The sequence below is a fragment of the Staphylococcus sp. 231237_7MaSpsaltlick genome (assembly GCF_043107035.1).
Window position 1 is genome coordinate 94035 of record NZ_JBICNX010000003.1, and the last position, 24891, is coordinate 118925.

Here is a 24891-nt window from a genome sequence, read left to right on the forward strand (position 1 = left end):
AAATTACTACAGAAATAGAGTGCATCCATCTCACAAAAAATTAAAATGAATATTATTATTTCTATTTCTACAATAATATATCATATGAATTTTTCTACGATATTACACTTACATGAATTTCATTTTAATTATTTTTATATTTTTGTAATATAATTATCAATACTTAATTAATAATTATTAAATTATTTTAACTATTCAATTAACAGTCATTATATCGAATAACAATCAAAAGACGGGACGCAATTCGTTGATTGCACCCCGCCTATTAATTAATTATTTACAAATTGTAATTCATAGATACTTTTATTTGAATATGTGTTAAACGTACTTAGTTTGCCTTGTAATATTAAATATTTTTGCTTTCTACTTACATTATGATAATAGGATAACTTAATATTAATATCAGATTCATAACCATTGTTTTGGATTGTACTTTCTAATTCATCAAATACATCCTTATTGATTGGTAACAGATAACCTTCTTTGCTCGGTAAAATATTAACAAATTTTTCCTGAATAACGTGTTCTTCTCCTAATACAATCTTTATATTAATATGCTTTGCAGCACCACCACCAAGATTGTACAACTTTAAATAATCTTGATGATCTGATTCAGTCGTAGTCGTATTTTGCATAGATAATTCATTATTATGATTTAGCGTTAGGAAAACTTGATTAAATCCTAATACTGGAATAAAGCCAATTCTCATTTGATATAATTGTAGTGAAACAGATACAAAATAAAATAAAGCCATAATAAATGTTCCAATAGAACCTATTGCAGAAATAATATTTATCATTAAATTGCTCCTTCTAAATTAATATTGGGAGACAGAAGTAGGACAATTATATTAACATATCTAAATTTATAATAAAATAATTAATATTGAATCCACTCTTAAAGTTTATTTAGCTTAAATCTCAATTTATCTAGTGTAACTAATTCGTATTCATACCGTTACCCTGTAACGCATATTTAATATGCTGTTTAACCGTACTATTAAATAACAAACTAATATGGTCGATTTTAGTTAATATAATATTTTTCCCACCTACTAAATAGGATAATTGATTGGGCACTACGCCATCTGTTCGACTATAAATAGAGGTATACAAAATCTTATGTTGCGAATCTGTTCCAGGTATTGCAGTATTTGTTGTTAAGCCATTAGCACCACCCAACGTAACAACATTAGCTACATTTTTGCCACCATCCAAATTCTTTATGTAGTACATGATATTCTTTCCACCTAGACTATGACCTACTAAATCAACTTTATTAGCTCCTGTCTCATGTTGTACTTGTTTAACATATTTTGAAATTTGTGGTCCATTCACCTTATTATCACCAGATTTACTATTTAAATTGATTGAGTAAAATTGATTCCTACTCCAGCCTTGAGTGTATAAATAATTTTGTATACTATGAAAGTTATATTGTGTTCCCCCAAATCCATGAACAAACACAATTGGATTATGATGTGTCTTTGCCTCTACCGAAGTCATTTTACTCATAATGCCAAACATAAAAACACTTACTATAAGTAACATAACTAATTTAAATTTTTTCATACTCTTCTCCTATTAGCTTTTAACATGAATATAAATAAAAGGGCAACTACACAATGTGCATGCCCTAAATACTTATTAAAGATAATATACCTTAATAATTTATATACCCATTCATCCTATTTCAATGCAATATATAGTTAATCAAATATAAATTGAATAATTAATTATCACTTAACGAATGTGAACTAATATTAAAACTAATAAAGTTAAAAAATGAAACTATACCTTTTTGTGTTCTTTTACTATTCAATTTTAAATTGGTGTTTACGCCGTCTCCATTTAACCCCTGCTTGATATAACTTTTAACTTTTGAATTATTGAGCAATCCTAAATGACTGATACCAGAAACTTGGATATTTTTTCCTCCTGCCAAATAAGACAATTGTGAATCTACAACACAATCCGTTGAGCTATATATAGAGGTGTATAAGATTTTATGTCGTGCATCAGTGCCTGTATATGCAGTATTAGTCGTTAAACCATTAGCACCACCTAATGTTATGACATTATCTACTTTATTACCGCCACCTAAATGCTTTATATAATTTAACGTAGTTGCACCACCCATACTATGTGCCACTATATCTACTTTTTGCGAACCCGATTTTTGTAATACTTGATCTACAAATCTTTTCAACTGAGGACTATCCTTTGAAATATATCCCTCATTATTTTGAAAATTTATACCATAAAACTGATGCTTGTCCCAACCATTTGCCGCTAAATAACTTTCAATTTTATCAAAATTATTAGACGCACCTCCAATTCCATGAACAAAGACAACAGGATTGTGATGCGTACTTGCTTTAACATTACGATTGCCACCAGGAAATATAGTAAAGATAAGTCCAAAAATCATTGCTAAAATAATAATTTTCTTCTTCATACTTTGTTACTCCTGAAATGATATATACAAATATTACACTAATTTTTTTATACAATCAATAGTGATTTCTTTATTATTATTAACTTTTTTGATTTAAAATACTTTAATTAAATTATTGTTACAATTTTTACAATAAAATTTATTCAACTGTAATACTTCTTAGTAACATTTCAAGTTTATTTCAATTTTCAAAATCTAAATCACAATCTCAAATTAACTATTTAGAGAAATACTTAAAAATAAAAAATCCCAAATTATCAATTGTCATATCAATAATTTGAGATTACATTAATTAATAGAAATAATATATCACTGTTGTAATTTTTTCATAATATCATTTGAAACTTCATTACCCTTTACAGTATGTATATTCAAAATAACACCTTTTTGATCTGTATATTGAACCTTCAATATATCTCCATTTTTAGACGTTTTCCATTTAGATAATTTACTTAGTGATGTTATATGACGATCCTCTTTAGAATATAATAATATTTTTGATTTTGATTTATTCACTTCACCATAATATGTTTCAACTCGATTGAACATTATATAGATAGATGCAAAATATCCTAATACTATTGTCATTAAAACCATCTTTAAAAATCAAAAATTCAAATCAATTTTTGATTGCTTTGTAGGTACAACATTAATTACATTAGCCTGTAGTCTATTTAAACTTCAACGCTAAAGCCTTTAATTTAACCACTTTATTACTCGATAAATGCCTAACAAAAATGACAGTTATTAAAGTTTTTATAGATATAGTCGTATAACACTAAATAATTGCACGAAATTAAGTTGCACACACAATTAAATTAGGATATATTATAGCTAGGCTCGTCAAAAGCCTACAACATAACACCTGCCTCTAGTAATTACTAGAGGCAACCCTTGTAACGAATATTGTCACTAGAGTCCTTACTCTAGTGTTTTTTTTTACAAATAATTTATATTACCGCTTATTGATTTTCTTTTTTATTAAAACGAAATTTCTTCAATGTGTAAATAAAAACAGTTAATATGGATAATATAGTAGATTATAAATTTGAATGAGGTTGTAAAAATGGAAAAATTTGGTTTATGGATTAGAAGAATCGCTATTTTAGCATTAACTTGTTTACTCATACAAGGCGTAATACGCATGATAATGCAATACTTTGGCTGGCCACCCTATGACAAACCTTTACTCATTGTTGGCGCAGCTATGGTTTTATTAAGCGAACTTATAAAAAACAAAAATCTAAACCTACTCGTATTTGCCATTGGCTTTATACTCGTAATCATTGCATAAACATAATTATCCCCAGGCTAATAGTGCAGCCTGGGGAGATTTTTTAAATTACTGATTCTCATTTTTAAGTTTGGCAATTTGCTAAAATCTATACCTAACTCACTTCAATAATAAACCTATTGTTCCGTGATTATTTTATTATTTTTAATATAATTTATAAAAATATAACGAACTAACGGCCCCATAATTAGTATTTGTAAAGGTAACGCAAATATTACATTTTTCGAAAATACACTCAGATAATCTAAAATTACAGCATTAGAGTGAATGCCATTATGGATATAATCTGAAATCAACCCATAAATCGACATACAACCTGCCATACCCAAAACCATACATATGGAAATTGCTAAAATTTTATAAATCTTTTTATCTGATTTTACGGTTAAATACAATGCCACCTTCTTCGCACTAGGCCCAACAATAAATACATCTAAAATAAAAGCTAATACAAACGCAATTATAAAATTATAGACAACGTCTAGAAAACTAACTTTTGTGATAGTTCCATTTAGACATAAATTATATATTGTCATCAAAAATACCATACCAAAACACATTATAAAGCCAAACTGTAAACTCTCTTTTTTTGTCGTTGGCAAATTAATCATCCTTTCTTAGTCACATGTACTCAGTATAGTGACTAAGAAAATGCTTCGTAAGTGAACATTTTGTGAATAAATCAATTAGATGCATTTACCAAATAAATCAATTAGATTCATTTACCAAAAAATCTACTATGACTGCAAAATATACTCCATTTTTCTACTTCAAGGTCAAATCTAATTTCTTATCTTTATAAAGAATTCGAATCAAAAAACTTCAAACATTCAACAGGTAGTCGTTATTCTCAGGGTATAAAAACGTCACTTTCACTATAATTTGGATAATAATAGCCATTAGGAATTGACTGCAATTCAATGAGTAAATTCCAATTTGTTTTTAAATAAACACTACTACTTTCATCACTATCCTCATATCTTGAGTTATCATGTTTTTCAGATAAAGGTATCGCACCAGCATCACATGCATCACTAATTGCTTTATCCATATTTTCTACAAATAGAGAAATATGATTAAAACCTAAATCTTCTAATTTTAAAGGACCGTCCTGCAAATCACTTACTATTTCAAACATTTCAATATTTGCACTATTACCTATTACAATCATTCTTTGTTTTACAATTTTAGTTCCTTCAGATAATCCTAACATTCTTTCAACCTCTTCTCCCTGTCTTGGATCATCATCATAACTCAATCCATCATATGCAATCTTTGCACCAAATGCATTTTTAAAAAACTCAGTAGCTTCTTCTATATTGGGTACAGTCAGTCCCACATGATTAATACCTTTAATATTATTTGCCATAATTAACACCCCATTCATTAATCATTCAATATCTTATAATAAATACGCTTTTAAACAACTACTCTTCATGTCGATCAAGTTATTTTGAAAATATTCATCAATCCTTTTTTAATATCATTTATCAATGATTCGATACCCACTAAATTAGAAAATGTACTCATAACAAATCTAGTTATATTGATTAATATATCCATAAATTCTACTCCTTTATATTTTGATTACTGGAGTTTAAAAGTACAAAAAATTTTCAACTTATTTTAGACTTTTTGAATTGTTGTTTTATCAAAATTAAATGCATATTTTAAACCAAAACCAAAAGCTCTATCCATGCTAATGTGTGCTAACCAAACCAAAGCTATTTGTAATATCATTGCTTCATGAACCAAAAAGAAAATTAAAGTTATAAAAATAGGAACGATATAAGTATGACCAATATTATAAATTCTACTCCCTATTTCTTTATTAATTAAATAACCAAACATAAAAACATCTGGAACGAGCAATAACAAAAGAAAAATTAACAAGGAATAATCAAAAATTAAATAAACACAGAGCGTTACTAAAAATACAGCTGCATTTTCTAACCTAATAAAATTGCTCAACAAATCATCTCCTTTTTATTATATTGCCCTAATTATATTAAATTATTCCTAAAGTTTCCTAGATAAGAAATAAAATATTCGCATTATGGAAATAACGAAAGTTCTATAATATGTACATTAAATATTTTCTAAAACTCTGTAAATATAAATATAGCTTTATCAGAAAATGGAAAAGATATAATTTTTCGATACTCGTATTCTGACATGTATTCTGTGTTACATTGAGAAATAATTTCAAAGTCCTTTATAAGTTTAATGTCTTAAACTACATCAATGGGAGAATTGAAATATTACAGAATATATATTTTTTTATTGATTCTAATTTTTTTGATAATTATTTATTATCACATAAACACTTTGAATATAGTACAATTTAATTGTTAATTTTAGTAATTGATTGCAATTATTTTAATTAGTAATAAAACTATATGTAGAGAATAACTAGTACATTTTTCTCCTCGATGTGTGCTGGAATATAAATATTAATAGAATGGGAGTAATATTGAATGAAAAACATTTTAAGTATTGTTATTATCGCAATTATATTTTTATGTGCTTGTGGTAAATCATTTGATACTACAGATATTATTAAAGGTTTTAAAGATGATGATTTAAATGTTAGTGATGAGAAAAAAATGACACATGAAGATTTTGGCGCTGCACCAATGAAAGCTGATGACGCTAGAATATTCGTTGTAAGTGGTGATAATCATGCTAGAGTTTTTAAATTTAAGAATGAGAGTGCTTTAAAGCAAACTAAAAAGTATTATGATGAATTGGGAGAAGAAAGTGCAATACTTTATTCGCATACTCATGCTAAAGATAAATTTTTGATACAAATGAACGGTGAAGTTGATGATAAAATATTTAATAAATATAAAAGTTCGATGGATAAAACATTAAAATAAAGGAGTATTGTAGAATGAAAAAGTTTTTAGTCTTATTATTAGCAAGTTTTTAGTTTTAACAGCCTGTGGAAATAAGGAAGAAAGTAAAACAGAAGATAAAAAAGAAACTAAGTCAGAGGGTAAAGACAAGAAGAAAGACAACTATAAAAATTCTGATGACGATAAGAAAAACAATGATGGAAAAGATGAAAATCAACTTGCTACATCAGATAATCAGCAACAAGACAATACAACACAAGAACCTATTCAATCGCAAGAGCAACCAGTTGTTCAGAATCAACAAGGGTTAAGTGAAACTGAAATACAAAACGAAATTAATGAGAAAGCTAACACAGAAGAAGGTGCTGAGGTCATTAGAAGATTAGGTGAACAAGGGATTAAAGTTCAAGACCCTAATCAAGCACTTGGAACAGACGCACAAGGAACAGAAGAAATGGATGCATTCGCAAAGAAAATGTACGAAGAGGAACAAAGAAATCCTATCGACGAAAGTCAAATAGAAGAAGCACACTCACCAGAAGATTTAAATTAATGAATAACCACACGAGCATCCCACTATCCAATATATTTTGATCATTTTTAGGTGGATTCCTATAACCACCGTATTTATATTTAGATAGTAAGTTGTGCATAAATATGTTGTGATTCACATTATTTACAGGCCTTAATTGGTGCCTTTATCTGTGCGTTCCAATCCAACCCGACCTTGAATTAACCAGAAATACTTGGTTCAAGGTTTATTTTTTACATAAAAAATAACCACCCAGAGACTAGTATAGGTGGTAAATATATTAAGACTAGAATAAACTCGTTTTCAACTCGTTTTGGAAACCAAAATATCTAAAATCAATTATTAACTGCGACCCAAATTTCACTATAAACATTATCTCTATCTGAATCATTAAATTTAGTAAAAGAAAACATTGGCACATTAGCTAACTTATATTCTGTTTCTGGTAACCATTCAGAATAAATTTTAGCGTATGTGTCTTGTAAAACCTTTGGAAATTCACCTTCATTTTCAAAGACTATCCATTTACTTTTATCAATATTTATAACATCAAGTTGATCACTTATATTATTTTCTGTCGTTACAACACCAATCATATGTGTTAAATAACCTTCTTCTTTTATGAAATTCTCATCCGCATCATATGAAACGTTTACAATTTCTGTAGGTTCAATGTTTTGTAAATTATGCATTTCTTCCTTTTGTGTACTAGTAATACTATTGGCTAATTTTTCAATTTCATTGTTAACGCCCTCGTATTGCATACGAACACGTTTTTTTACTCCTGCTATATTAATTTTAGGCAACTCTACAATTCTAGTTTTCATGTCTATTCCTCCTTTAACATTAATATCAAATGAAAGTTTCGGATATGAAATTAAAACTTGTTTTTCATATATTTGAGATGGCAAATAGCCACTCCAATATTTAAAAGATTTAGTAAATCCATCAATTGAATATCCATATTTTATAGCTACACTCGTTACTGATTCTTTCCTTAATAAATCTTTATTAGCAAAATGCAATTTTCTTTTTTTTATATACTCAGATAAACCAATGCCAGTAAGAAATATAAATAAATGTCTATAATGTTGCTCTGGCAAACCAACAAATTTTGCTATATCATACAAATTTAAATCTTTTGTTAAATTCTGATCTATATAATCTATAGAATCATTTAAATCTTTTAATATCATATCTATCACCTTTCAATACCATAGTAATCAATAATTAAAGAGTTAACTCGATAATTTACATATAACAATTATCGAGTTAACTCTTTGCTAACAACATTACAAATTTAAAAAATAATTACTTTAATCCAATTGCTTTATTGATATTGAGACTCGGAATCGTTAGCGCTCAATAAATTTTCTCGGCATAAATAGGTTATCTAACTTTTGTCATAATGTTTAGCAAACCACAATACAAAAATTAAGGAAAAGACTGTAAAGATAATAAACCAAGTATCTAAATGATTTTGATTCATTTGCTTATAAGCAAAAAATGCTAGAAAAACACCTAAAATTATTTGCACAATAGATAAAAACCACTTCAAAGCAATCATTCCTTTTTTAATAAACTGTATCACAATTGTTATTTCTTTACACGGACTGTTTTTTGTCAAACTGATTCATACCCAGCTTATCTCATTTGCTAATAGTTTGATAATAGCCCTACGTCTTATATTAAGTAGCTGATGCGATTACTTCATCAATTTGCTCATCTTTCCAAGATGATATCTCGATAATATGCTGTTTTAATATAGAACTTTCGTTAAAAACTGTCGTTATACCTTTGATAAGTTTATATAAATTATGATGATACAAATCGTTTGTTCCGATGTTCAATGATTGATAATACCTTAACATTTTATGATAATTTTTGAAGTATACTTTTAATATGTGTGATCCTATTCTTTGATCCTTTTATTAGTTTTCAGACTTAAATATAATTTGTCAAAACACAACCTAAATAAAGATAGTGTTTTTTTATTCGCTAGGGCTAAACTGGGGCAATGTTGGGGCAACAAAATAAAGAAGCCCTCAACCACAAGGATCGAGAGCTGTATAGTGGAGACGACGGGATAATTAAAATCGCTTATTATCAGTCTTTAGAGCTGTTTCGTGACCATAAAAATATCTATTCATTTAGTCGTATTATAATTATTTCTGATTATGTTTTCTATCTAAATAATAAAAGTGTGTCTTTCGTCCAATAAATAATAAAAACGGTAGCGATAACATGAATAAGTTAAAATACATTATAGGTGTCATATTTGTAAACCTCCAATATATGTTATATACTTCAAGTATAAAGAGGAGCTTTTGAGCTCTGATAGTTATTTTTTTCTTTGGTTATCTTTATTCGCGTCTAGATAACCGAGGTGCCAAATTCTAAGTTGTTTTAATGTTCCTAGTAAAACCAATATTAGTTTTACTAGGAACATTTTTATTTTATATCCCTATAAGGTCCCTATACTATTACTTGATGGAGCACTTATACAAATAAAAAATTAGGTTAATTTAACATCTACCTAATCGTTTAGGTGAACTTTTGCATATTCGTATAATGCTATTCCTTTTTTAAAGCTCAAATTTTCAAGCTTTTTTTCGCTTCTGCGTATACGCCTAATAGAAGATGCATCAATGCCAGTTGCTTTTTCTAATTCTGCAGCACTTATATTTGAATTGATTTATTTTCTAACTTTTTCTATTATCATAATTTTAGTGAACCATTTGATCGTTTATTTTATTAAAAAATACGCTGCAATACTCAATACAATAATACCTATTGCATAATTTAAAAATGTTCTAATTCTTATCTTTGTTAGATTTGTCATTTTTATCACCTCGTTTTATAATAAGGTGGTATGGGATTAACTCCCCAACCAATATCTTAGTATTGAAGCAATGATTGAAAATCCTATGCAGTAATTTCGGAAGGTTCTGCTATTGGTTTCTGCAATCTTTGCTTCTTTTTCTTTCCGTTCTAAACGGTTCACTGTTTGTCACCTCCTTACTACACTACTTATTACACAGGACAATCGTCCTGATAGCAAGAGGTTTCTTCATTTTATTTCTACTATTTCACTTAATTTCATCGTAATTAAACCAGTTTCTTCATATAAATAGAGTGTTTGTGTGTAAGGGTCTAGTTTTTGTATATATCCTTCTTCTTTTTAATATATCCATTGTCAAAATAACTCACGATAATTTCAGGGTCATGATACATTTTAAATATTAATGTGTCGTTTAGAACATTTAATTGATGGTCGCTTAATTAAGGCTTATCTATTTTGATTTGGTCTTCAATATATTGTTCTAAACACTCATATTGTTCAGGCAATGTTTTAAACGCTGTCCATTTCACTATACCACGTCCTTGTGGAATGCGTGGGTTAAGGTACTCACGTGGTATTTTACGGTAATCTGTTTCATAGCAGTACGGTTCAAGAATATCTGGACTAATTTTTTCATAAATAATCACCTCGTGAATATTATAGAGCGTATGTTCTTATGTATAAATAAAAAACAGGCAACCACTTAGTTACCTTGAAACTTTAAATCTTTTTTAACTCTTTTGTTAATACGGTACCAACAAATTCAACTTCACTCATTTTAAATAACTCTTTTTCTTCATCTAATCCCATTAAAAGAATATTCTCGCCAAATATTTGCCCTTTTCTTATCACTGCTTTTTCTTTACTAGGAATTTTAAATAAACCAGTTTTACCACTTTCAAATTCGATATTTTTATTCACGAGATATAGCGAGTCTTCTGATTCAAAATAAAAAAGTTCATCTTTTGAATATTTATAACTTTCTGCTATGTATTTATAAAAACTTAAATATTCTTCCTTCGATGAATTACTTTGTTTGTTCACATTTGAGAAAACTGGAATTTCGACAACTGGGTGTCTGTCGTTTTCATCTTCTAAACCAGTTAAATAATCTAATGAAACATTGAAATATTTAGCAACTTTTACTAATGCAGACGTTGCGGGGTCGACATTACCACTTTCCCACTTACTTAGTTTCCCTTTTGCGAAAAAGTTTTTCCCATTTTCATTTATATAATACTTGTTTAAATCGTCTGTTAATTCTTGTAAACTCATTCATTTTCTATTTCTCAAATATTTTAATTTATCGCCTAAATCCATTTAATCACCTCTACTAATAAGTTATACGTTAATTATACATTTGTTCTCTTTTGAGCAAGCTTTATTTAATTCGTAGTTTCTTTTGAAAAACTTAACTACAAAAAAGAGCAAGCTGTCTGAAGGCTTGCTCTACAACATAAGACAACAATAATTGTTACCCAATAATAATACTTTATATTAAAGTTGTCCACTTTGGATTTTATATAATTTAATTTTTATATTTAACTAAACGTACCCCACGCATCACCTGAGCGTTGCCCATTACCTGCCGAATTACCTATAGGCATATAAACACGCGCACCAGTGCTAACTGTCCATGCAATCCAAATGTAACCGTCAAAGTCATAAATTTCGTCATAGCTAACTGATTGACCGTAGTATAAACGACCTGCAATTTCCCAACCTGTCCAAGGTCCATGGTATCTAGTGTATATAAAGCTTTGTTTACCTTCTAAGTCAACCGCCTTACATGTAAATGTGGCTTTCTCTTTTTTCCATAAAATACCATGAGTATCTTTTGCCATCCTCCACCAGCTTTTTTACTTTTCGCTTTAACAGGATTCTTTTTCTGTTTCTCAGTCGGAATAGTAACACCATCTGTGGCGTTGTCAGGTTCCTCGATTTCTATAGTTGGGTTAGTATAATATTTCTTAATCTCTTTAATGAAGTAATCCTACATTTCTAATTGTTTAGCAGTAGACGGCGCCCCGTTGATGATTGGGTCAAAATCAACATGCAATGCCATACTTCTGTGTAGATACCGTAATAACAGCATTCTTTGTAATAAGTGACAAATTAAATTTTAATATTTTTTTGCATAAGATGGAAACGGTGGGAGTTCATTATACCGTTTATTAATACGTTTGTAATTCCCTATAAGTATTGTCATATCAATGTTTACATTGCCTTACATATATAATGTAAAATGTCGAAATTAAAAAACAACATAAATTTGTGAACTATATATATGTAATCATTCCTGTATGCGTAAGATGTTTAATAATATTAATTTATACGTAATTAATACTTGTAAAATTGCTTATTCATTTTTTATAACCAATATATTTCTTCACTTCTGAATACCTATCTATATCATATTTCAATTCACATTTATTACTAACACTTAACGTGGTAACATCGAACATACATATCATTGTATATAATGATTCTTGTATTTCATTACTGGTCAAATTAGGATATGTGGCAACCAGTCTTTTATATTTAGATGTCTCTAAATAATTAGGGAGATATTTATAATTCTTACCAAAATTAATTTTAAAGTTAAATTTCTCGCTTTCTTCCCAAGCGAGCATTAAAAGTAACATATTTCTACATATATTCAAATGATCTATAGAATATATCAATTCATTTCTCCATATACCCTTCATAACATAGGTAGAAATCCAATAAAACTCATTAATACATTCATCAAATAATTTTTGATATGGTTTATTAATCCAATGACTAGAATCGCTAGTACTATCGATATCTAACAACAAGTTGTCTTTATCAAGAAGTACTTTCACCAAACTATCTTCGGATAAATATTCAAATATTTTATGCTTAGATATCAGTGTTAAATCTATCCTGTTGTAATCGTCAAAAAGCATTAATATTGGATAGCGTTCTTCTAATTCAGATGGATATAAATCTTGTTCTTCTGGAAACTGTGTTATTATTCTATTGCCAAAATGATTTATCCAAGTTAAATCAACAATCATACTTTCTAAGTTCTCTACAATATAGACAATATCAAAATCTTGATACTTATCTGATTCCACATTTTCATTAACTCTAGATCCATTCATACACACAGCTAGTATATTATCCTCATGTTTGGCAACGTTAAGAATTAAATTAAACATTTCATACTGAGATCTCATATTACACCTCGCTATATAGTATTAGATTACAAACAATATTTCATTGCATATAAATAGCCAATTTAGTAAATAATTCACATATCAGTTATCAATGCTTTTGTGTCCCTTGATGAAATAATAATTTCCAATCATTTTTATAGTATTTCCAAATAGAACTTCGATTGGTAATAATATTTTTGGTTGTATTAAACAAAGTATATGTACATAATACACAGTCCTCAGACAATGAATATTCTACAAAATTAGTAATTTTGTAAACGTCATTATCCAGTTGAGCTCGCTCTATATCTGATTTGTAGTAAATTTCCCCAGATTTTCCAAATTCTTTAAAAGCTGGATGCAAAATATCTAGCAATTTATTTTCGGATCTATTATCACTTTTTAAATGAAACCATTCATATTCAATCATTTCGCATCACTCTTTTCAAAGATAATTATATACACTAAATATTTTAACCTTAATTTAGCAAATTATCATCTCTGACATTCACTCTGTGTTGCATCGAGATATGATTTAAAAACGCTTTATATGTTTAATGTTATTGAAATACTTCAATAGTACTATAGAAACATTCCAAATAATGTATTTTTTATTATATAGTATTTATTGATAAGTATTTGTTATCACACAAACCTCTTGAGTAGAGTACAATTTAATTATCGTTTTAATTGATTGTTCGATTAAATTAATCAGTATTTTTTACTAAAACATTATTTGGAGAATATTTAATACAGTTTTCTCTCCTACGTGTGTTTGAATATAAAAACTTGGAGAATGGGAGTAATGTGGAATGAAAAAGATTTTAGTCTTATTATTAACAAGCTTTATAGTGTTAACAGCATGCAATAACAAAGAAGAAACTAAATCAGAAGACAAAAAAGAAACTAAAACAGTAGACAAAAAGAAAGAGTCTAAAAAGCAAGATAAGAAAAAATCAGATGAGGATAAGAAAGAGAATAATGACAGTGATAAACAAGTAGCTAACTACACGGACAATCAACAAGATAGTGCCAGCGTAAGCAATGAACAACAAGATAATGCATCACAATTTACTGAAGAGCAACAATCACAAGCACAACAACCTCAACTTACACTTAGTGAACAGCAAAGAGCAGAAGAATTGAGACAAAATGAAAACTCAAATTATAGTGCTGATTGGACAGAAGAAGATCAAGCACAAGCTGAATCAAGGACTAATGGACCTGGTATGGCAGACGATACTGGAGAATCTATTGACGATATGATGAAACGAAGTGAAGAATTCAATAAAGAAATGGGCTTAGAATAACCACACGGGCAGTGCCTACTGCCTATATATTTTTATCTTTTTTTAGGAGGAATTGATAATTATGGCAACATTTACAATTATAAAAACGTAAAAATAAAACATCAACATCATGGCAATATGATGTTAAGCACCCTAGTTTTAAATCTGGTAAAAAACGTAAATCTGGTTTCAAAACAAAAGCTGAGGCAACGAATGCAGCACAGCAATTAATTAGAGATTTAGAAGATGGAAACAACTTAGAAAACAATAAAACTTTTGAGTCATATTATAAAGATTGGATGGAAATTAAAAATAAAACCACGTCGCTTCACAACAATACTATTGGTATGAACGTTCACTAAAACTATTTAATGAATGGTTTGGTGAAAATTACTTAATCAACAATATTAAACGTACAGATTATCAAAAATTCTTAAATGATTTTGGTCAAGGGCGTACAGATGAAACAGTAAGAAAAGTAAATGGTTGTTTATCACCTTGTCTGAGAGACGCAGTATATGATGGCTATATAAAAAAGGACCCTAATTATCAAATTGATATTAAAGGGACCAAAAAAGCAAAAGATGAATCTACAAAATATATAACTATAGACAATTATCTTAAATTGCTAGAATATTTTAAATCTCGAGAAGAACAGAGTTATATTTTTCTCTATATTTTAGGGATAATAGGAGCAAGATATAGTGACGCTATTAATATGACAAGTGTCGATTTAAATAGTAAAGAAGGCATTATACATTTGAGAGGTACAAAAACAAGCAATGCTGATCGTTTTGTAGAAGTAACAACTAAAGATATTTTATTAATTAAATCAAAACTTGCTAAACAACCACAACGTGTTGATGGTAAATTATTCACATTAAGCCACAACGCTGTAATAAAATCTTTTAATTTCGCAAAGAAACAAATAGGATTAAAAGATGAATCTATTACCCCGTATGCTTTAAGGCATACTCATACATCGTATTTACTTTCTAAAGGAATTTCTGTTGAATATATAAGTAAACGTTTAGGACATTCTAGTATATCAATTACACTCGACACGTATTCGCATCTACTAGATGAACATAAAAAAGAGCAAGGTCAACGTGTCAGAGAATTATTCTCTTGACACATATTTGACACTTGCTACCTTGAAACCCTACTGTTTAAGGGCTTATGTATGGAGACGGCGGGATAATTAAAATAGCTTAAAATCAGTATTTAAAGCATTATCGTGACCGTTTTGTGACTATTATATTTTCTTAAATATTTTGTTCTTCTTATTGTAAGCAAAATTTTAAAATAGTATCAATAAACCCACCTATTCATTTAGGTGGGCTTTTATATAAAAAATAACCGCATCAATTAAGATACGGTTTAATGTCCTCCACCAAGATGACACCTTATTATAGAATAAAAACAACCGCTGTTACACGGTTGTAATTATAACTTTTAAATTAAGAAAAAAATTTGAATGAGTGTATAATTAATAGTCACCCTTTTAATTTACAGTTAAACATTAAAAACAGCCAAATTAATGGCTGCTCAGGGAAAAATCTCATGTCATGGGAGTTGAGTTATAAAATAACTCGCATAACATATACCTTTTTAAATAGCATTTAAACATAAAAAAGCAACCAAATTAATGGCTGCTAAAGGCGATCAATCACTATAAAGTATTAATCAGGGAAGAAATGGGTCTAACTTCCCTATTAGTATATAACCATTCTTATCATACTTAAACATAAAAACAGGCACATTGTATGCACCTGTATAGAAGAGTGTATTTTACAATAACAGAATTCAATTAGCTATTTTATTAATACCCACTGACATCTTTATTAAAACATAAAAAAACAGCCGAATTAACGGCTGTACTTAATATATAAATTTTAATGGAAGGCGTGGAACTACCACAATGTTATATTACCCAACGATCCTATAAATAAAACACCCACCAGTTGGGAGGGTGTTAATTAATTTCTACGAAAACTCAGCCCTATATCTTTCGACACAGGGCCTACAAACATATAGTTTATTTCCTTAAGTAAAATATTAACGCACTTTCTAAAAATTTTCAATCACTTTGTTAAAAAAATTATAAACAGCCGAATTAACGGCTGTACTTAATCTTATAACTTTTAATGGAAAACTTGAAGATATCAACTAGTATATTACTCATCATATTATTTTTAATAATTCTTTTATATTTTCTTTAGGATAAATTGTAAAATCTTCTAACTTTCTTTTATATTTTACTCTTTCAAAATTATAATCATCAGCAGTGCCACCATGCAGAATAACGTTGTTTAACGCTAAATTTTCTACTTGTATCAATCTTGCTTTAGTAAATTTAATAAAATCTATTTGAGTTTCGTCTACTCCACTAGGTCTACATTTGATTTCGCATATATATGAATTACCTTTATTCTCATAATAAATATCTGCAGTTTCTCTTTTGTTAACCTTTATCAATTGACCGTTTTCTATAGCATTAAAATCCCATACAAAAATATTTTCTTGAAAGTCATTTGTTGTACCGAAAATAGATATTCCTAAAGCCTCCATTAATATACCTCTCATTTTGTCAGCCGATCCTTTTTGATGATTAAGTATATTTTTATAATTCAATAAGGCGCTTTCAAAATATTTAAAAGCTAATTCTATATACTCTTCTTCTTCATCTGTAATGTCTCTTTCTATTTGAGCATAAAATTCGACAACTTGAACTATAGTCTTTTCCAATAGTTCTACAAGACTGTTTTTTGTCAGGTTATTAAAATTCATAAAATCATGATTTATATTCATGCATAATTCATCGTACAAAATACAATAAAGTTCATCATTGATTCGTAATATTGTATTTAGCTTTAAAATAAAGTCATCTATGTTGTGCATAAATTGCTTATACTTAGCCTTTGCAATAGGAATATATAATTTCTCATCAATATATCTGTCTTTAATTGAAGGTAGAATTCGTATATTATCTGTCATTTATTTTCTATCTTCCTTCTATCATAGATAGGAAATATAACTTTAGTACCTACTACTTCGTTAATGACTTTTTCAGAGATTTCTTTCGCATATTTATATATAGTTACAAATACAGCGGGTTCTAACATTGAATAATATTCTTTTTTAATGCTAGTTTCATTTAAATTTGAATTATATTCAGCAATATATTCAATATTAAGTTTAAAATCTTTATTATTGATAGTGAATTTAGCCAAAACCGTTATAGTATCGTTTTTTTCTTCCATTGGATATACTTTAAAATTAATTTCTTCAGATTTAATAACATAAGGATTACTAAATGATAAAAATTCTTCGTTGTATTTTTTTAATGATAAATTATTTAAACTAAAATTTGAAAGTTGAAATTCGTACTCACAATTATTTAACATAAAGCAAACCCCGTAGTATTTGTTTTATTAATAATATCATTTTCAGCACTAAAATTATGCTTTTTAGCTAAACTATTATCTTCGCTTTTATCTAATTTATTTAAAATGTCAGAGAACAGATTTAATATATCTTTAAAGTTGTAATAAGCTGATTCATGAATATTATCATTAGCTTTTAACCTTTTTATATATAATTGATAAAAAGAATTATTAACGTCAGTACCTTTATCTTGAATTAATTCTTTAATTTCATCATAAAGATACAATATTCTAAATTTATACTCGACATAATTTTTAAACTCTTCATTTTCAAATAACGTTTGAGATCTTTCCCATTCCATTTCCAATTGTTGTTTAAATTCATCAATCAATACATTTTTGTCGAGGTTACTATTTTTTTTCTTTAATTCCTTTATACTTAACATAAACCTCACCTCATTACTTTTACTATATTATAATTTATAATATATCACATTGCCGATATTAATTCACCCTGTAAAAATAGATTGTTCAGCATTTTTTATTAAAGAATTATTATTTTTAAAATAGGGCAAGCACATAAGTGCCTACCCTGTATAATATGATATCTGATTTGATTATAGCATAAAAAATACCACCCATAAGGATGGCAGTGAATAATTAAACATGATAGTAGAAGTGCTCTTACTAGAGCATATTTATATTACCAAATTAAATATCTATATTCAATATAAAAAAGAGCAGACACGGAACATGTGCCTGCTCTCACTATAAAAGTAAAGTCAATAATACGTACAATATGTCCTCATGCGGAAGGACTAAAATATATTTTAGCAAAACTTTTATTTTTTCACAATACAAAAAGGCGCCGTAGCGCCTGTTTAAGTGTCTAACGAGGTGATCGTCATACTTAGATTACAATGTCAGTCAATCTCTACTGGAAAGAGACAAAAATATATTATCAAATTTTTGATTTTTATTCAATACAGAAAGTCGCTACCTATATCATTATAAGTAGCAACTTCCTAACAAGAATTTAATATATTAGATGAAGTGGAGTGGAGATCTTTAATCATATACTCACTTCTAGTTTTTATTTATCCATAAAATTCTAAAATAAACATGAAAAAGCACCTCAAAGGAGATGCTTTCCAGGGTTTGCTCACCCTAATTGTAATGATAAATATTAACAGGACTGCTCTTTCAAAATAACGGGTATGAAAGAGACAAAAACATACTATCAAATTTTAATAAAATTTACAATAATAAAAACCACTCAGAAGAGTGGTAAGTAATTTTTACAAGTATATTTAAATGAGAAGGTATAAAACTTCTTAGTTATAAAATAAAGAGTAAGCTGTCTGAAGACTCACTCTAAAAAGATAGTTATATCTGTAAATCAATAATAATACTTTATATTAAAGTTGTCTACTTTAATTTTTATATAATTTACTTTTTATATTTCAACTAATCACTCCCCACAAATCACCTAAACCATAGCTCGAACTATTTGGACTTGCTCCGTTCCATGTTCTTATTGGTAAATAGTAACGATATCCATTCCAATTATAACCAACCCACACATGACCATCTTGTAAACATACTTCATCGTAATTCACATAACCACCTGGTTGGAAATTATAGCCAAATTGTGCACTTGTAAATGGAGAATCAACTCTTGTGATAATTGGTTGATTGCCATTTGTAAATGTCGCACTCTCTGCTTTATACCATGTACCATATTTATTTTGTTTCCAATCAGTGTTAGTGGCATTTGTAGAACCATTTGATCTTGGTTTTGAACTTCCTTTATCAGTTGAACCTTTTGGAATTTCACCGTTGTAATACGCTTTAATTTGGCTTATAAAATAATCCTTCGTTTTCTTCTTAACACTATCTGGTGCCATTTGACTAGAAGAATAACCAGCGTGCAATTTCATACTTCTATGAGGACACTGTGTACTAGATAATTGATTGTGTAAGATAACTGTATCGCTATTAACTGGAAGGTTCCATTTCTTCAACAGTCTAGCTGCTTCTTGGAATGCTGCCTGTTCATTCGCCAAAAAGTCTTTATCGCTAGCACTCATTGACTGACAAATTTCAATACCGTAGTAATTTCTATTTCCATAAGCATTTGCCGTATGCCATGCGATATAACTTTCAGGTAATGCTTGCCATACACGATTGCCACTGATATATGAATGTGCGATACCAGCTTCAAGACGTTGCTCACTCGCATTAACTAATTGATCGTGATAGTTCATAGCTGTCCCACTACCTGCATCATTGTGTAGTACTACGTTTTGTTTCACTAGGTCGTTAATCTAGCTCTAGGCCGTCCTAGCACTTCCATTACAGAACGTGACCAGACTATATGTTTCTATCTACGTGAGATAGTTCTTCTTTCGAGTTCACTTGAACCCTACGAGGACGCAATCCTCTAGTCGTTGAACATTTCCCTTATCACTATGACTTAGGGATAGTGCTGCTAAACAAACCAATCCTTAATGTTGTTAAACCTTCATAAAGTCTTTTCAGCTTTATTGTGGTATTAAGGCTCTTAGGTTCTTCAAAGCAATTTATGTTTTTAGTACATATATATCGCTATACATGCAGTGCTTATATAAACTCCCATTTGAATTTTTTTGTATGATTTCGTTTGCCATGTATTACATCACTAATATGATTTACATATCCTTGACGTTGAGCTTCTGATATAGATGGAAATTCTACTATTTCTCCAGTGACAATGTGAGTACCTCTGATTTTTTTGCTTCTTTTTCCATTAGTAGCACTATTTACATACTTTTCAATTCTTTTCCCGTAGTTATTATTTTCTTTTGAAGTTAAGTACTCTAAGTTGTCCAAATTATTATTTTCTTTGTTCTCGTCTATATGATTCACTTCATAACCTATTTTTTTAGGGCCTATAAAAGACTCCATAACTAGGTTATGTACATATCTACTTTTCCTTTTGCCGTTTTTATTCAAAGTTACTTGAAGATAACCAAAATTTACTTTGTTTGGCTTTAAAATTAATTCAGGAAAAGTTCTAGTAACGGAACCACCATGTTTAACTGTTCTTTTTAAAGACTTTACATTGCCTTTATTAGAAACCTTATAGTAGCCTTCATATCCTTCTATATCATTCCATATTTCTTCCATGACAACACTCCTACATCATTATATAGGTTTATCATACTATAATTTATGAGAATTTACACATTCATTACACCTTTAGGCTTATATCCACGTTTACCAAGTATGCTTGCTCTTGCTACTGTATCACGGTTGTATATCAGCTTCTTAGGTTTTTGTTTAGATGGTTTATTAGGTTTTGTTCCTTTGTATAATGGACGGATAAACCACATAGGGAAATCGTAATTATGGACAACTCTTGTTGCAGTTTCCCAACCTTTTCCACCTTGTTCAGGTCCAGAAGTCCATCCTCCACCTTGCCAGTTGTTATCTAATGATACAAATTGCATATAGTTACCATCATAATTCCCATTTAACACGACAGCTACATGTCCATGACCAGCACCGTAGTTACTGTTGAATACAACAATATCGCCTTCCTGTGCTTTGAAATCAACCGTATTTTCATACACAGTGGCTAAGCCATCAAAATTATTATCTGTCGGTATATTCTTAGCTTGTGCGCCCTGTAATGTTCTACCACTGATGTGTGACCAATAAAAGTTTGCTAGGTCGTAACATTGTGCTCCCCACCAACCATCATAATCTAAATATTTACCTTCTAATGACTTGAGATACGCGACTGCTTCTTTTTTAGTCTTTGTAATCGTCATTATTGTATGCCCCCATTATCTTTACTATCGTGGAAAATTTTACCATCTTTATTATCTTGTGTTGCATCTACTGTTGGTGTTGTCCCTTGCTTTTTATCGAGTTTCTTTTGTTTCATTTCAATGTTTGCTTCATGACCTTCTTTAGTCACTGGATTATCTTTATAAGCTGTATATAACGCTACGATAGTTAATAAGATTGAACTGATACTGTCTTCATCCACCGGTATAGGACTAATATTTTTAGTCGCTAACCACTGGTTAATTAATGCTAAAATTAATACGATAAATCTAACTGCTGCACCGATTGTCATTTTCATAAATTTAACCTCCAAAATAAAAAGCCGACCGAAGTCGACTTATCTAAATAATTGTGCTACTAGTCCAATGAGTGGGACGATGACAACACCAGCTGTACCAATAATTTTGATTAGTACATCTCTGTTACCTTTCGTCTCCGCGTCCAATTGTCCTTGTAAGCTTGTTATCTTTTCTCCATGTGCTTGTGTTTTATACTCTAAATCTGTCACTCGTGTACCAACCGTCGTCAAAGATTCACTAATCTTTTCTAAATGTTTCTCTGACTTTTCTTGTGATTCAAAGGATTTCTGTTGTAATAATGTTTGTTGATCTACTTTATTCAAAAGTTGGTTATAACTATCTGTATGCTTTTTATCTACATCATTAATACGTTGGTGAATCTTCCCCCGTGAGTTTTCCCATTCATGACGCAGTACATATTTATCTTCTGCCATAAATATCTACACCGCCCATAAAACCGACAAAACCTAGCCAAGCCGTCATAACAACAAATTGTGATGGAGTTAGCCAATTAATTGAGTTATATATACCTGCTGATGCCATAAGAAAATGAATAATAGCACTTCCTGTTCCACCAATTAACATAAAGTAGTTAGAAACATTATTGATTGAACGTTTCCCAAAGAATAAACTAGCTAGAATTAAAGATGCGCCAAAAACGAGTAACAAGAATCCCCATAACCATATCGGCATAACTTCATGTAGTGCTCTGTAGAATTCGCTTTCGTTCAGAACTGATTCTTGGTTAACAAACCAATAAACACCTCTTATATCTACAAACACACCTAAGCCAAATAAAGATAAAGTAGCTAGCTTTTGTGGTAACTCAAATTTACCTTCCATAGATTCACCTACTTTCTATATAATAAAAGCCACAAGCTATTCAGCCTGTGACTCTGGATATTTCTCTCCTGTAATCAATGCGTATTCTTCTTTATCTATAACTTCCATATCTACAAACCATTTTATTTGATTGTTCGTGTAACAACCCCAACCGTACATTGTTTTGATATCTTCATACTTCGGAAATAGCATCTTCATCTTTATCCACCTCTTTAATATCATCTATAGCTTGATTTAATCTTACTAACTCTTGTGATAATTGAGAGTTATGTTTAGACAATTGCATAACCATTGTATTGGCTTGCACTAACTGTACTTGCATTGTTGCGAACATTACACGTAGTTCCTCATCTGTACCAGGTGTGACAATTGTGGTTGGTAAGGTCGGCAAATTGATTTCAGTTTCTTCTTCAAAGTCACTATTTACTTCAATTGTCCCTTTATTGTACAAATAACGTTTAGGTTTGAAATAAATCATAAAGTCTTGTGGTACTATTGAATCATCAATTTCAAAATCCCCATCCAAACTACCAACTATGGCGTAATCAATAATTTCATTTTTCTTATTAATTAATATTCTCATTATTTATACACCCCTATAATTTTCTGAATGGTAAATTTGTTAGCATTAGCACCAGACCCTTCGCCAGTTAAAATGTTTACATAATTGTCTGAATTAATTTCTAATTTTTGTCTATTAATTTTCTTCAATGTACATTCATAGCTTATTGCGTCTGTCGCCTCCAAACCTACGATATTATCAGTGTTAATATTGATGTTACGTGTGCCAATTGGATTACCTAATGCAGAAAACTCACCACCAGGAAAGTCTCCAATAATATATAACATTATGAAATTGTCTAAATCTTCATCTAAATTAATGGCAGTACCGACACCACTTGCAGTACCTTCGAATAAAATTTTATTACGCTTATTATACTTTTCATCTGTATATTGTTTGGCATTATTTTCAGCTGTGTTAGCTTTCGCTTGTGAGCCTTGAGTTGTTTCAAGAGGATTTTCAGAATTTGATATACCAATTTTTTTCCAACCTCTATCCGCGCCACCACTATGGATAGTTTTTTGGTAAATATCGTTGTCATAACTCACAATTACTTGAATTTGTTTGCGTGAGTTATTTCCTTCTGTGATATTCACTTCGGCAAAGTATGACGCTTGGTTTGACATAATAGGCATATTGAAGTTGTTTGAACCAGCAGGTACAACACATTCATAATATCCTGGCGGATATGTTTCTATATTTTTCGAAAGATTGTCTAAATACGTACGTTTACCATCATTACCTGTCAACTTATACTTCTGCCAATCTTTACTTTGTCCTGTTGTAACTAATCCACTACCATTTACCGAAGATTTAAACGCTTCAAATTTTTCATCCATATATTGCTTATCTTCATCTAGCTGTTGACTATACGCTGTGCCTTTGTCGTCTAATTCCTGCATTTTAGCGACGTGGTTATCGTTGTAGGCTTTCTCTTTATCATTGATGAGTTTTGTGAGTGCCGTGATACCTTCTTGTGTTGTATCTTGTACTTGCGTAACATAGTCGTTCATATTTTCAAAGTCATTATTTAATTTCGTCATCATTTCAGCGACTTCTGCGCGCATGTCAGAAAAGTATTTAAACTCTCTAATTTTATCTTCGGCGGGTAAGTCTGCAATTAGGTCATTGGCAACGTTAAATGTAAATTGTCTTTGTACAACCACTTCTTCTTCGTCTAGAGTCGTTACATACACTTGCCCTTTAACTTCTGTCGCTAATTTCATAAAGTCGTCAGGGATTGTATAACTCACAACGCCATTTAGTTGATCTACAAAATCCAATTTCTCGTCTACTAAAAAACTATCCCCTGATTCAAGCGCGATGAAAACTTTAACGTTCTCTTCACTTAAAGCTAACGGATAGTCATTTCTAGTGATTTTAAATTGTAGTATTGCTGTCTCTCTATCTTGATTCCAAAACTGAACATTGAGCTTACTTAAACTTTGGTATTGGGCCGTTGTTTCAAGTTGTAAATTGGCTATTTTATCCATTGACATAGTTATGTCTCCT

The 24891-nt window shown here is 29.6% G+C and carries 30 protein-coding genes and 2 pseudogenes; 4 read left to right on the forward strand and 28 right to left on the reverse strand.

Going from position 1 to position 24891, the window contains the following annotated elements; translation table 11 throughout:
• Positions 1-269: 269 nt before the first annotated feature.
• From ACF91D_RS06395 to ACF91D_RS06410, 4 genes are all read right to left on the reverse strand, one after another.
• Positions 270-800, reverse strand: coding sequence for a hypothetical protein (locus ACF91D_RS06395; protein WP_107513481.1), 531 nt, complete (start codon positions 798-800; stop codon positions 270-272).
• Between the two features lie 139 nt (positions 801-939).
• Positions 940-1572: an esterase/lipase family protein gene (locus ACF91D_RS06400; protein WP_107513444.1), complete on the reverse strand. Its 633-nt coding sequence runs from the start codon at positions 1570-1572 to the stop codon at positions 940-942.
• Positions 1573-1732: 160 nt separating this feature from the next.
• Positions 1733-2458, reverse strand: coding sequence for an esterase/lipase family protein (locus ACF91D_RS06405; protein WP_071225806.1), 726 nt, complete (start codon positions 2456-2458; stop codon positions 1733-1735).
• Between the two features lie 309 nt (positions 2459-2767).
• A complete protein-coding gene (locus tag ACF91D_RS06410; protein WP_107590041.1) occupies positions 2768-3046 on the reverse strand; it encodes a hypothetical protein in 279 nt (92 codons plus the stop codon).
• A gap of 478 nt (positions 3047-3524) precedes the next feature.
• Here ACF91D_RS06410 and ACF91D_RS06415 point away from each other — a divergent pair, with 478 nt between their 5' ends.
• Positions 3525-3752 (forward strand): hypothetical protein, encoded by a 228-nt coding sequence (locus ACF91D_RS06415; RefSeq protein WP_107513475.1) that lies wholly within the window; start codon positions 3525-3527, stop codon positions 3750-3752.
• Positions 3753-3868: 116 nt separating this feature from the next.
• Here ACF91D_RS06415 and ACF91D_RS06420 read toward each other — a convergent pair whose 3' ends face one another.
• The 3 genes from ACF91D_RS06420 to ACF91D_RS06430 form a co-directional block, all read right to left on the reverse strand.
• A complete protein-coding gene (locus ACF91D_RS06420) occupies positions 3869-4354 on the reverse strand; it encodes a DUF2798 domain-containing protein (RefSeq protein ID WP_107513441.1) in 486 nt (161 codons plus the stop codon).
• Between the two features lie 248 nt (positions 4355-4602).
• Positions 4603-5121 carry a VOC family protein gene (locus tag ACF91D_RS06425; protein WP_107513440.1) on the reverse strand — a complete coding sequence of 173 codons (519 nt, stop codon included), beginning with the start codon at positions 5119-5121 and terminating at the stop codon, positions 4603-4605.
• A gap of 257 nt (positions 5122-5378) precedes the next feature.
• On the reverse strand, positions 5379-5723 hold the full coding sequence (locus ACF91D_RS06430) for a DUF4260 domain-containing protein (protein ID WP_232161298.1): 345 nt from the start codon (positions 5721-5723) through the stop codon (positions 5379-5381).
• 506 nt (positions 5724-6229) lie between these two features.
• On the opposite strand from ACF91D_RS06430, the gene ACF91D_RS06435 reads away from it, so the two are divergent.
• Positions 6230-6631 carry a hypothetical protein gene (locus ACF91D_RS06435; RefSeq protein WP_232161297.1) on the forward strand — a complete coding sequence of 134 codons (402 nt, stop codon included), beginning with the start codon at positions 6230-6232 and terminating at the stop codon, positions 6629-6631.
• An 846-nt stretch (positions 6632-7477) separates the two neighbouring features.
• Here the strand turns inward: ACF91D_RS06435 and ACF91D_RS06440 are convergent.
• The 9 genes and pseudogenes from ACF91D_RS06440 to ACF91D_RS06480 form a co-directional block, all read right to left on the reverse strand.
• Positions 7478-8338 (reverse strand): AraC family transcriptional regulator, encoded by an 861-nt coding sequence (locus tag ACF91D_RS06440; RefSeq protein ID WP_232161296.1) that lies wholly within the window; start codon positions 8336-8338, stop codon positions 7478-7480.
• Positions 8339-8830: 492 nt separating this feature from the next.
• Positions 8831-8992 (reverse strand): hypothetical protein, encoded by a 162-nt coding sequence (locus ACF91D_RS06445; RefSeq protein WP_198643879.1) that lies wholly within the window; start codon positions 8990-8992, stop codon positions 8831-8833.
• Positions 8993-9307: 315 nt separating this feature from the next.
• Positions 9308-9418, reverse strand: a complete 111-nt coding sequence (locus ACF91D_RS06450) for a hypothetical protein (RefSeq protein WP_306431484.1) — start codon at positions 9416-9418, stop codon at positions 9308-9310.
• A gap of 602 nt (positions 9419-10020) precedes the next feature.
• Positions 10021-10146 carry a hypothetical protein gene (locus ACF91D_RS06455; RefSeq protein ID WP_257044446.1) on the reverse strand — a complete coding sequence of 42 codons (126 nt, stop codon included), beginning with the start codon at positions 10144-10146 and terminating at the stop codon, positions 10021-10023.
• Positions 10147-10427: 281 nt separating this feature from the next.
• A pseudogene (locus tag ACF91D_RS06460) lies at positions 10428-10613 on the reverse strand (YolD-like family protein); the annotation flags it as partial.
• A 91-nt stretch (positions 10614-10704) separates the two neighbouring features.
• Positions 10705-11259, reverse strand: a complete 555-nt coding sequence (locus tag ACF91D_RS06465; RefSeq protein WP_232161293.1) for a helix-turn-helix domain-containing protein — start codon at positions 11257-11259, stop codon at positions 10705-10707.
• A gap of 266 nt (positions 11260-11525) precedes the next feature.
• Positions 11526-11828 carry an SH3 domain-containing protein gene (locus ACF91D_RS06470; RefSeq protein ID WP_107528016.1) on the reverse strand — a complete coding sequence of 101 codons (303 nt, stop codon included), beginning with the start codon at positions 11826-11828 and terminating at the stop codon, positions 11526-11528.
• 519 nt (positions 11829-12347) lie between these two features.
• Entirely contained in the window at positions 12348-13187 is an 840-nt protein-coding gene (locus ACF91D_RS06475; protein ID WP_107528017.1) for an aminoglycoside 6-adenylyltransferase, read from the reverse strand.
• A gap of 88 nt (positions 13188-13275) precedes the next feature.
• Entirely contained in the window at positions 13276-13596 is a 321-nt protein-coding gene (locus ACF91D_RS06480; protein WP_107528018.1) for a nuclear transport factor 2 family protein, read from the reverse strand.
• A 382-nt stretch (positions 13597-13978) separates the two neighbouring features.
• Here ACF91D_RS06480 and ACF91D_RS06485 point away from each other — a divergent pair, with 382 nt between their 5' ends.
• Positions 13979-14476: a hypothetical protein gene (locus tag ACF91D_RS06485; protein WP_232161292.1), complete on the forward strand. Its 498-nt coding sequence runs from the start codon at positions 13979-13981 to the stop codon at positions 14474-14476.
• A 61-nt stretch (positions 14477-14537) separates the two neighbouring features.
• Positions 14538-15587, forward strand: a pseudogene (locus tag ACF91D_RS06490) (tyrosine-type recombinase/integrase).
• A gap of 1052 nt (positions 15588-16639) precedes the next feature.
• Here the strand turns inward: ACF91D_RS06490 and ACF91D_RS06495 are convergent.
• The 12 genes from ACF91D_RS06495 to ACF91D_RS06550 all read right to left on the reverse strand — a co-directional run bounded on the left by ACF91D_RS06495 (position 16640) and on the right by ACF91D_RS06550 (position 24878).
• Positions 16640-17452, reverse strand: coding sequence for a hypothetical protein (locus ACF91D_RS06495; RefSeq protein ID WP_232161361.1), 813 nt, complete (start codon positions 17450-17452; stop codon positions 16640-16642).
• The gene (locus ACF91D_RS06500; RefSeq protein WP_232161360.1) at positions 17449-17862 is read right to left on the reverse strand and encodes a hypothetical protein; all 414 of its coding nucleotides are present in this window, start codon (positions 17860-17862) and stop codon (positions 17449-17451) included. Before ACF91D_RS06500 ends, ACF91D_RS06495 begins: the two co-directional genes overlap by 4 nt.
• On the reverse strand, positions 17856-18287 hold the full coding sequence (locus tag ACF91D_RS06505) for a hypothetical protein (protein ID WP_232161359.1): 432 nt from the start codon (positions 18285-18287) through the stop codon (positions 17856-17858). Before ACF91D_RS06505 ends, ACF91D_RS06500 begins: the two co-directional genes overlap by 7 nt.
• A gap of 1017 nt (positions 18288-19304) precedes the next feature.
• Entirely contained in the window at positions 19305-20156 is an 852-nt protein-coding gene (locus tag ACF91D_RS06510; protein WP_392436708.1) for an SH3 domain-containing protein, read from the reverse strand.
• 307 nt (positions 20157-20463) lie between these two features.
• Complete coding sequence (locus ACF91D_RS06515) at positions 20464-21009, reverse strand: NUMOD4 motif-containing HNH endonuclease (RefSeq protein WP_392436710.1); 546 nt, start codon at positions 21007-21009, stop codon at positions 20464-20466.
• Positions 21010-21062: 53 nt separating this feature from the next.
• Complete coding sequence (locus ACF91D_RS06520) at positions 21063-21656, reverse strand: CHAP domain-containing protein (protein ID WP_392436711.1); 594 nt, start codon at positions 21654-21656, stop codon at positions 21063-21065.
• Positions 21656-21967 carry a phage holin gene (locus tag ACF91D_RS06525; protein WP_392436857.1) on the reverse strand — a complete coding sequence of 104 codons (312 nt, stop codon included), beginning with the start codon at positions 21965-21967 and terminating at the stop codon, positions 21656-21658. The genes ACF91D_RS06520 and ACF91D_RS06525 overlap by 1 nt, the downstream gene beginning before the upstream one ends.
• Before the next feature lie 45 nt (positions 21968-22012).
• Complete coding sequence (locus tag ACF91D_RS06530) at positions 22013-22408, reverse strand: hypothetical protein (protein ID WP_232161358.1); 396 nt, start codon at positions 22406-22408, stop codon at positions 22013-22015.
• A complete protein-coding gene (locus ACF91D_RS06535; protein ID WP_232161357.1) occupies positions 22395-22817 on the reverse strand; it encodes a hypothetical protein in 423 nt (140 codons plus the stop codon). The genes ACF91D_RS06530 and ACF91D_RS06535 overlap by 14 nt, the downstream gene beginning before the upstream one ends.
• A gap of 36 nt (positions 22818-22853) precedes the next feature.
• Entirely contained in the window at positions 22854-23015 is a 162-nt protein-coding gene (locus ACF91D_RS06540) for an XkdX family protein (protein WP_232161356.1), read from the reverse strand.
• Entirely contained in the window at positions 22990-23400 is a 411-nt protein-coding gene (locus ACF91D_RS06545) for a DUF2977 domain-containing protein (RefSeq protein ID WP_232161355.1), read from the reverse strand. Before ACF91D_RS06545 ends, ACF91D_RS06540 begins: the two co-directional genes overlap by 26 nt.
• The gene (locus ACF91D_RS06550; RefSeq protein ID WP_392436714.1) at positions 23400-24878 is read right to left on the reverse strand and encodes a BppU family phage baseplate upper protein; all 1479 of its coding nucleotides are present in this window, start codon (positions 24876-24878) and stop codon (positions 23400-23402) included. Before ACF91D_RS06550 ends, ACF91D_RS06545 begins: the two co-directional genes overlap by 1 nt.
• Positions 24879-24891 lie beyond the last annotated feature (13 nt).